Here is a 9,373-nt window from a genome sequence, read left to right on the forward strand (position 1 = left end):
GGAGGGCGGATAGGTTTTTGTCGTGATTTGTTGGCATAAAGCTAACTTACCATTAGTTTACACCATTTTAAGACAAAAAGAAAGCTCAATTTGGGGCTGGGATACCAGCTATCGTCTTAGAGATTTCAGTGAAACCAACTGGGCTAATATCAAATTTTTGTAGACGAATAAGTGAGATACTATTTCCTATTTTCTATTCAAAGCTACCGGGCAGGGACTCGGTCACTCTCGTGGATTTTTATTTCATCTTTGACTCATAAAAATCTCACTCCATCGACCCCCACTCGCACCGTGGCCTCCGGCCAGCTTGCCGGCGCTCGGTTCGAGTCCCTCCCGGTCAGAGACCAGCTAAACTCCAATACTCCGTATCGGAGTTGAAGCTACTCTAACTGCCGGGCAGGGACTCGTCCCGCAGTTACTAATTCGCTTACGCTCATAAGTACTGCTGGACGCGGCTCGCGATCTCGCTCCTATTGGTCGCTCGATAACGCTCCGCCTTTCGAGTCCTGACGCGAGCAAAGCAGTTTGCTCGCTCCCGGCATTTTTCACTGCGTTCAAAACTGCCGGGCAGGGACTCGAACCCCAATTAATGGCTTCAAAGGCCACTGTCCTACCATTAGACGACCCGGCAATACATCACTTTTAAAAATCACTTCTTATCTTGCCCGATAAGCTTGATGAGCGCAAGCTCAAGCGGCAACTGCGGAATGTACGAATATCCTATCTGCTGATACGCCTCCAGGAGCGCCACGAGGGCAGTACTGCTTAGCTTTGAGTCTTTCTCTTCCGCGTACTCTTTCAAGAGCCCCGCGTCCTCCTCGGTGAAATCCTGCACGATCTTTTCCGTCATTTCGGGCGCGTAGCGAAGGAGAAGTACCGCGCGGAGTTTGCGCAAAATGAGTTTCACATACACCTTCATATCCACGTTGTATTCCACCGCCGTGTGGATATCCGCGAGTCCTTCTGCAAGCTTTCCTTCCGCGATCGCGGAAAGAACGCCATTGACGAGCTTGGTGCTCGGCGCGCCTACAATTTGCTCCACTTCTTCACGGGTTATCTTTTTGTCGGCGGAGAAAGCGGTCAATTTCTGAAGAATCCCGAGTGTGTCGCGGAACGATCCGTCTCCCAAAAGGGCAATGAGGTCGGCGGAAGCGCTCTCCAGTTTCAATCCTTCCTTCTTCGCCGTATCAAGCACCATCTGCTTCAGGAGCTCGTGGTTGGGTTTCTTGAAGGTGAATGTTTGGCAACGTGACACAACTGTTTCAGGAAGTTTCTCAAGTTCCGTAGTCGCAAGGATGAATATCACGTGCTTGGGCGGCTCTTCAAGCGTTTTCAAAAGCGCGTTGAATGCCTCTTTCGTGAGCATGTGCACTTCGTCAATGATATAGACCTTGTAGGGTGATTCAAGCGGAAGCATATTCACCGCGTCGCGCAACTCGCGGATGTCATCAATGCCACGGTTACTCGCCGCGTCTATTTCATACACGTCATTTACAGAGACGCCAATCTCGCGCGCAAAAATGCGCGCCACGGTCGTCTTGCCTGTTCCGCGCGTCCCGTAAAAAAGATACGCGTGGGCAACTTTGTCATTTTCAATCGCTCCCTTGAGCACTTTAATGACATGGTCTTGCCCCTGTACCTCGTCCCATTGCGCCGGCCGATATTTTCTATACAACGCGATTTCGCTCATGGGTAGAAGTATATCAGAAAATACGGCCCAAGAAAAAACGGCGCGTACATGCGCCGTTTGTGGAAACTTGTTTCAAACGAAAAATTATTTGAAAAACCATGTGAGGATAACAATGATAACCGCTATCCGCAATGGCATGTTCAGGGTCTCCTTCATCCTCCAACGACGAACTTTTTGGTCCATAACTCCCCCTTTTGTGGAAAACGTGAAAAAACAGACCACTACTGCAAACATCCTACCACAAGATACTGTTTTAGTACCATACCTGCCGTCGGGTATTAAGTAAAAACGCCCTGCACATGCAAGGCGTTTTAATATTCGTGTGAATATCATTCTTTACGGGAATTCACAAGATTCGCACAGAAGAACAAAATGAGTCCGATGAGCGCCGCGATAGCCAAACAACTTGTAAAAGAATAAATGATGATTGTCTCACCAGCTGCTGCCAGTTTAAAAGCAAGGAAGTGGGCTAGCATCTTCATGGTAATCCTCCATTTTCACCATACTGTGCCACTACTATTATAAAGAGCCGGTACCAATTTACTGTTTCTAATGTACCACACTTTTCAAGTTTTTGCAAGGAATCGGGCTATAATCCGCTCAATTCCCGCCACATCCGCCGTTTCCATAAGCTCCATCCTCAATTCCTTCGCGCCGTCAAATCCGTGCACATATGCTTTGTAATGCTTTTTCATGATGGCGAAGTTTTTGATATCGCCCAGTTTCTTCTCAAAAAGTTTCGTATGCTCCACCATAACCCGAAGTTTTTCCTCCAAAGGAACGTCTGAAACTTGTATATTTTTATTGAACAGCCACGGGTTGCCGAAGATAGCGCGCCCCAACATCACCCCGTCGGCGCCGCTCTCACGCGCTTTCTCTTCCCCGTCTTTCATATCCGTGACATCGCCATTGCCAATGATAAGGGTCTTCACGCCCATCGCATCGCGGAGCTCCACCACCCGCTTCACATCACTCCAGCGCGCGGGCACTTTGGACATTTCTTTCCGCGTGCGCGCGTGGATCGTCAAAGCCGCAAGGCCCTCTCCAAGCAACATGGATATCCATTCATCTATTTGGTCTTTGTTGTAGCCGACGCGCGTTTTTACCGACACCGGCAAACCGCCGCTCCCTTCCTTGAGCGCCGCGATCAGCTCTTTTGCAAGGTCGGGATTTTTTATGAGCGCCGCGCCCGCGCCCTGTTTCTCAACGCTTCTGTCGGGACATCCCATGTTGATATCAGCGCCATCAAAACCAAGCTCCCGGATGAGCAATCCCGCTTTGTAAAAATTTTCCGGATGAGCACCGAATACTTGCGCCACGATAGGGTGTTCTCCTTTGGTGTATTCCAAATCTCGCAACAGCACTTCTCGCCCCTTGCTTGCCAGGCCGTCGCATGACACAAACTCCGTCCAAAAAACATCGGGACCTCCGTGGGTAGTGCCGTGTTCGCTGTATTTCGCGATGATCTCCCGAAATGCCGTGTCGGTCACATCCGCCATGGGCGCAAGCGCGAAAAACGGCCCGCCTTGACTCGGCGAGGCAGGCTTCTTTAATTTTTCCCAAAATCCCTGATCCATTGTTGTGCATTCTAGCACAAAAAAATGCCTCGGCTAAAGCCGAGACATGGACATGTATTACTGCGATTTTACTTTAAGAACGGGTCGTGTGAGCACTTTCTGAAGGACGAGAAAAAATACTTTCGTTTTGTCCAGGTCTTTGTGCCCCTTACTGTGAAAGTCGCGCTCAATCAATTGAAGATTAACCATGACCAGCCGTGCCAGTTCCTTTTTTGGTACATTCTTATATACCTTTTTGTGCGCTCGGGTAAACGCTTCTTCTATAACCCCAAGCGGATCAAGAGCGCGAAGGTCTCCCGCTGCATACGCATCCAGAAACAGGCGAATCTTCCCGACTCTGTCATTTTCCACTTTCAAGAAAAACCTGGGCCCTTCCATATACAGAACGATATTATTAACAAGAATCCTGCAATACATCCGCCAGCCGAATTTTTCCGCAAACCTCTCATCAACCATGACCCGCTCCTTGTGTATAAAACTTTTTCCAGAATTACATGTTTTTGAACTTTTGTAAAGACCTCGTAATGGTTCAATGGCTTGGAATCACTTAACGATTTAATATGATTCCATATGTCATACACCATATTCTCCACTACTCCAGTATACTGGAGTAGTGGAGAATATGGTAGAAAGTACATAGGACGGTCATACATGGACACTCGATGCTTACACACACCAACAAAAGAGGTTTCTTGGAAGAAATGCCCCGTTTTTATATTATTTGTACCGGTAAAATATCTTGTTGCCGAAGCGGAGGTCTATGTATTCAAGCTCCTTATACTTTGCGAGCGCGCCGATTGCGGAGTCAAGGTTGCCGAGCAACGCGTCAAATTCCTGATCGCTGTTAAACAAAATACTCCCTGAATCCTTGAGCGCGAGCGCGTAATCCCCGTCCGCTCTTGTTGTTAAATGCGTCGTTTTCAGACCAAGCGCCGAAATGGCCTCTCGAAAAGACACGAGCTTTTTGAATTCAGTATATGGGAGGAACCGATCCCCGATAGGGTTCTCGCTCTTTTCCTCGGTCGGCCCATACCATTCAAAAAAAACATCGCCTGAGAAATATGGCGCCGATGCGAAAATGTAACCGTCACGGTCCATAAAAAAACAAGATTTTTTGTTTTCTTCTTCCGAGTACTCGGGTCCGCACCACAGATATGCCGGCTTTCGTTCCGTGACGCTCACGACCAACGAAGCAAGGTTGTTCAGATACACATCCGCCTCTGAAATGCGCTTTTGTTCGGAAAGTATGCGCTCCTTGATCATCTCGCGCGGATACAAAAAACTATTATCTTTACGGAAAAGCCAGAGATATTTTCCCGCCATCTCTTCTCGTACCATACTGACAATCTCTTCACCGGAGACCACACTGTTGCCGCGCGCTTCTATTTCAGCAATAACCACTTTTTCATTTCCCGAAAACCATGAGAGCACTCCAACAAGCACAAAAAAGGAAGCAAGGATCAGAGACCCCCATATAGCGAACGCCTTTCTTTTTTCAAGAAGTTTCTTGTGGCGAGAAGATTTTAAAATATCACGGCGAGATTTCATATAGGCCTCTGCCACCAGACGGCACGCTTTAATTGCTTTTAATCACATTTTTTCCCATATACTTTTGCAGTATCTCAGGAATCCTGACCGAGCCATCTTCTTGTTGATAATTTTCCACGAGCGATACGAGGATGCGAGGGGTCGGGATCGCGGTGCTGTTTAAGGAATGTGCGAAACGCATTTTTCCGTCCACATCTTTATATCGGATATTGAGGCGGCGAGTTTGGAAATCATGAAAATACGACGCGGAGCTGATCTCGCGATATTTCTCTTCAAGCGGCACCCATAATTCAATGTCATATTTTTTCACCTGGCCCAATCCAAGGTCGCCGCCGCAATTCACCACGGTATGGTAAGGAATACCCAGAGATTCAATGAACTCCTCGGTGTTTCTATTGATCTCCTCATGATATTTTACCGACTCTTCATGGCTTGCCTCGCAGAGCACCACCTGTTCCAACTTGAAAAATTCGTGCACGCGGATCAATCCCTTTACATCCTTGCCGTGACTCCCCGCTTCCCTGCGGAAACAGGGCGAGAAGGAGAGGAACTTCCGCGGGAATGATTCTTTTGGCAACACATCGTCCATGTGGTATCCCATGGTAGCAACCTCCGCCGTGCCGGCGAGATATTCGTCGTCTTGTGTTTTATACAAATCTTCTTCGCCCTGCGGAATATATCCCGTACCGAGGAGATTTTCCCGCCGAACGAGCGAAGGCACCATCATCAGCGTAAATCCTTTTTTTAAAAAATGGTCAAGTGCCGCCTGCCAGATGGCGAAAGCGAGACGCGCTCCGTCGTTCTTTAAGAAGTAACCGCGGAAGCCCGCCACTTTCGCGCCACGTTCAAGATCAACCATGTCAAGATTTTCCATGATCTCGGTATGGCTTTTGGGAGTAAAAGAAAATTGCGGCTTCTCTCCCCAGATTCTGACCTCTTTATTGTCCGCGTCGTCTTTCCCTTCGGGTACCGACATGTCGGGAATATTAGGAACGTGCACCATGAGCTTCTGCCACTCCTCCAGTACGGCCTTTAAGCTTTCTTCTTTGATGTGTATCATCTCCTTCAATACTTTCATGCTGGCGATCAATTGCGCTCGCTTGCCCGTATCATCAGTTTGTTGTATTTCTTTTGACGCTTGGTTCTGCCGCGCTGTCATTTCTTCAACTTCAGCCAAAAGCGCGCGACGCTTGTCGTCAGCGGCGATCAAAAGCTCCACGTTAAAATCAATGTGTTTCTTTTTGGCGCCTAGAGCTATGAGCTCCTTGTTCTCGCGAATGAATTTTATATCAAGCATAACGTAGTGTTTGGGTAATAGCAGGTAATAGTATGTAGTATATACTACCAAAAATGGTAGAATTTAGAAAATGGACGAAATAAGAAAACTCGCGCCCCAAGAATTCCCGCCGCAACTCTTGGAGATTCCCGATGTGCCGGAGCACCTGTACCTGCGCGGTACTCTCCCCCCGAGAGAAACGACCCTGCTCGCCGTCGTGGGGTCGCGAAAATACTCCTCTTATGGAAAGGATGTGTGTGAAGAATTGATCGCGGGACTTTCGGGATACGACATTGCGATCGTTTCGGGTCTTGCGCTCGGCATTGATTCAATCGCGCATCAGGCGGCGCTTCGCGCGGGCCTCAAAACAATTGCCGTGCCGGGTTCGGGACTCGGAAAGGAAGTGCTCTACCCCGCCACCAACTACCACTTGGCGGAGAAAATCATAGGGAGCGGCGGCGCGCTTCTTTCTGAATTTGAACCTGACTTCAAGGCAACCGTGTGGAGTTTTCCGCAAAGAAATCGGATCATGGCGGGACTCTCTCGTGCCGTACTCATTATTGAAGCGGCGGAGCGCTCCGGGACGCTCATCACGGCGCGCATGGCGCTTGATTACAATCGCGACGTATACGTCGTGCCGGCTTCCATTTTTTCCGAGAACAGTAAGGGATCAAATGCGCTCATACGCCAAGGCGCGATGCCGGTTTCCGGAAGCAACGATATATTGCGAGAGCTCGGCTTTGATATTTCTCAAAACGAACATTCGCCTGTTCCGGCAGATTGTTCGGATGAAGAGAAAAACGTGTTAGCATTGCTGAAAGACTCTCTCGGTCGCGATGAACTCATACGGGCGCTTTCTCTTGAGACAAGCAAAGCGAATGAGCTGCTATCGGTGATGGAAATCAAGGGTCTTATCAAGGAAGAATGGGGAGTTGTGCACAGAAGATAAATTTGCAAAAAAATATCGCTTGTAGTACAAGTGAGTAAATATGAATCCCGTTAGAGGCAGCGGCCGACGGAAAATTCAAAAATAAATATTATGTTACGGGGTCGAATTTTTAGCAGTAATTATTATGTGGGTTGCGCAATGGTCGCGGCCTGCCTCTAACGGGATGAAACTCGTAATTGTTGAATCGCCGGCGAAAACAAAGACCGTCGGCAAATATTTGGGCAAAGAATACACCGTCACTTCAAGTGTCGGTCATGTTCGCGATCTGCCAAAATCAAACAAGAAGGCGATTGATATCAAGGGCGGGTTTGTGCCTCACTATGAAATTTCAAAAGGAAAGGAGCGCGTCGTTGACGAGATCAGAAAATTGGCAAAGAAGGCAACCGAGGTGTATCTCGCGACCGACCCCGATCGCGAAGGTGAAGCGATTGCATGGCATGTCGCACAGGCCGCGGAAATTAAAAACCCAAAAAGAATAGTCTTTAATGAGATTACGGAGAGCGCTGTCAAAGAAGCAATCTTGCACCCGCGCGAAATTGACGAACACCTGCTCAAAGCCCAGGAGGCGCGGCGCGTGCTTGACCGCCTTTTTGGATACGACCTCTCCGGCCTCATCTGGAAAAAAGTACGTTACGGCCTTTCGGCGGGCCGTGTTCAGTCGCCCGCATTGCGCATTATTATGGAACGCGAGCGTGAGATCAGGGCCTTTAGTCCGGAAACATATTGGGTGATTACTGCTAGCATGAAGAAAGGAGACGTGCCGTTTGCGCTTCTCTGTTCGGAAGAGCCTCGGGATAAAAAAGAAGTGGAGCGCATCCTTTTGGAAGGAAGAAGCAATCCTTGGGCCGTCACCGAGATAAAAGAAACGGAACAAAAGCGCTCTCCCCGCCCGCCGTTCATTACCTCAACGCTCCAGCAAACGGCAAGTTCGCGTTTCGGGTTTGCGCCGCAGAAGACCATGGGGGTTGCGCAAAAACTCTACGAAGCCGGCCTTATTACCTACATGCGTACCGACAGTCCGACGCTTTCCAAAGACGCGGAAAAGCAAATTGATGCGTACATAAGAAAAGAATACGGCGTAGAGCTTGCCTTCCCGCGCACCTATAAAACAAAAAGTAAAAGCGCTCAAGAAGCGCACGAGGCGATTCGGCCAACCAGTATCAATAAAGAAACGGCGGGGGCCAATGAAGAACAGAAAAAACTCTACCGGCTCATCTGGGCCCGCGCGGTCGCGTCTCAAATGGCGGACGCGGAGCTTCTCAAAACAAGGATTGTCGGGAACATTACTCCGAAGACAATCCCTGACTTTGCTCTCAACGGTTCTCGGGTCATTTTTGACGGCTGGCTGAAAGCGGACCCGGATGCGCGTGGAGAAGACGTGGAAGTGCCAAAGCTCTCGGAGGGCGACGCGCTCACACTCGTTTCGCTCAATTCGGAAGAAAAAGAGACACAGCCGCCGGGACGCTATACGGAAGCGGGACTCGTCAAAGAGCTTGAAAAACGCGGCATCGGAAGGCCCTCTACCTACGCAAGCATCATCAAGACGATACAGGACCGCGGATACGTCGCTCGCGAAGGGCGCACGCTCTTCCCCACCGATACCGGCGACGTCGTGAGCTCTTTTTTGGAAACACACTTTGAAAAATACATCAGCGACTCTTTTACGTCAGAAATGGAGAACGAACTTGATGAAATAGCGGACGGCAAGGGTAAATATCTAAAAACATTAAAGGCCTTTTACGGACCATTTAGCAAAGACGTATTATCAAAAGAAAAAATGGAAAAAATCACCACACTTGGAGATGCCGACCCGAAGATCACCTGCCCAAAATGCAAAGCGCTCATGGTCATTAAGCTCGGGCGCACGGGGAAGTTTCTTTCATGTTCAAAATTCCCTGATTGTATCGGTGCGCGTACGATTGATGGCCTTGAGCTTGAAGGGCCGAAAGAGACTGGCGAGGAGTGCCCCGATTGCGGCGGCAAGCTGGTGGAACGCGACGGACGATTCGGGCGGTTTGTGGCCTGCAGTAATTATCCGAAATGTAAATTTATCAAAAAAAGTGCCGCCGAAGATGAGGCGGCAAAAACAGGTGTCGTGTGCCCGGTATGCAAAGAAGGTCAGATGATGGAACGTCGCGGCCGGTTTGGAACATTTTACAGCTGTTCAAATTATCCCAAATGCAAGCACGCCATCAAAGCAAAGCCAACAGGCAAGAATTGCGAAACGTGCGGCGCGTTAATGATGGAAGGAACGAAAACCATTCCCGAACGATGCAGTGATAAAAACTGCCCCAATCACAATCCGCATAAAATTGAAAAAAAGTAGCGACATT

At 48.9% G+C, this 9,373-nt stretch carries 7 protein-coding genes and 1 tRNA gene; 2 read left to right on the forward strand and 6 right to left on the reverse strand.

Going from position 1 to position 9,373, the window contains the following annotated elements:
- Nucleotides 1-560: 560 nt before the first annotated feature.
- The 6 genes from AAB523_02735 to serS all read right to left on the reverse strand — a co-directional run bounded on the left by AAB523_02735 (nucleotide 561) and on the right by serS (nucleotide 6,112).
- Nucleotides 561-631: transfer RNA gene (locus AAB523_02735), tRNA-Gln, on the reverse strand.
- A gap of 18 nt (nucleotides 632-649) precedes the next feature.
- A complete protein-coding gene (dnaX, locus tag AAB523_02740) occupies nucleotides 650-1,690 on the reverse strand; it encodes a DNA polymerase III subunit gamma/tau (protein MEK7556177.1) in 1,041 nt (346 codons plus the stop codon).
- A gap of 566 nt (nucleotides 1,691-2,256) precedes the next feature.
- Nucleotides 2,257-3,267: a tRNA-dihydrouridine synthase gene (locus AAB523_02745; protein ID MEK7556178.1), complete on the reverse strand. Its 1,011-nt coding sequence runs from the start codon at nucleotides 3,265-3,267 to the stop codon at nucleotides 2,257-2,259.
- A gap of 57 nt (nucleotides 3,268-3,324) precedes the next feature.
- Nucleotides 3,325-3,723, reverse strand: a complete 399-nt coding sequence (locus AAB523_02750; protein MEK7556179.1) for a hypothetical protein — start codon at nucleotides 3,721-3,723, stop codon at nucleotides 3,325-3,327.
- Nucleotides 3,724-3,984: 261 nt separating this feature from the next.
- Complete coding sequence (locus tag AAB523_02755; GenBank protein MEK7556180.1) at nucleotides 3,985-4,815, reverse strand: hypothetical protein; 831 nt, start codon at nucleotides 4,813-4,815, stop codon at nucleotides 3,985-3,987.
- A 28-nt stretch (nucleotides 4,816-4,843) separates the two neighbouring features.
- Nucleotides 4,844-6,112, reverse strand: coding sequence for a serine--tRNA ligase (gene serS, locus AAB523_02760; GenBank protein ID MEK7556181.1), 1,269 nt, complete (start codon nucleotides 6,110-6,112; stop codon nucleotides 4,844-4,846).
- Between the two features lie 70 nt (nucleotides 6,113-6,182).
- Here serS and dprA point away from each other — a divergent pair, with 70 nt between their 5' ends.
- Both dprA and topA read left to right on the forward strand, forming a co-directional pair.
- Nucleotides 6,183-7,040, forward strand: coding sequence for a DNA-processing protein DprA (gene dprA / locus AAB523_02765; protein ID MEK7556182.1), 858 nt, complete (start codon nucleotides 6,183-6,185; stop codon nucleotides 7,038-7,040).
- Between the two features lie 163 nt (nucleotides 7,041-7,203).
- A complete protein-coding gene (gene topA, locus AAB523_02770; protein ID MEK7556183.1) occupies nucleotides 7,204-9,366 on the forward strand; it encodes a type I DNA topoisomerase in 2,163 nt (720 codons plus the stop codon).
- Nucleotides 9,367-9,373 lie beyond the last annotated feature (7 nt).

The organism is Patescibacteria group bacterium, from assembly GCA_038063375.1.
Taxonomy (GTDB): Bacteria; Patescibacteriota; Minisyncoccia; order Phycocordibacterales; family JANLHH01; genus JANLHH01.

What these genes read in the sequence shown, in the direction of transcription:
- dnaX (MEK7556177.1), bottom strand. Translation starts at nt 1,690, where the DNA reads ATGAGCGAAATCGCGTTGTATAGAAAATATCGGCCGGCGCAATGGGAC.
- AAB523_02745 (MEK7556178.1), bottom strand. Translation starts at nt 3,267, where the DNA reads ATGGATCAGGGATTTTGGGAAAAATTAAAGAAGCCTGCCTCGCCGAGT.
- AAB523_02750 (MEK7556179.1), bottom strand. Translation starts at nt 3,723, where the DNA reads ATGGTTGATGAGAGGTTTGCGGAAAAATTCGGCTGGCGGATGTATTGC.
- AAB523_02755 (MEK7556180.1), bottom strand. Translation starts at nt 4,815, where the DNA reads ATGAAATCTCGCCGTGATATTTTAAAATCTTCTCGCCACAAGAAACTT.
- serS (MEK7556181.1), bottom strand. Translation starts at nt 6,112, where the DNA reads ATGCTTGATATAAAATTCATTCGCGAGAACAAGGAGCTCATAGCTCTA.
- dprA (MEK7556182.1), top strand. Translation starts at nt 6,183, where the DNA reads ATGGACGAAATAAGAAAACTCGCGCCCCAAGAATTCCCGCCGCAACTC.
- topA (MEK7556183.1), top strand. Translation starts at nt 7,204, where the DNA reads ATGAAACTCGTAATTGTTGAATCGCCGGCGAAAACAAAGACCGTCGGC.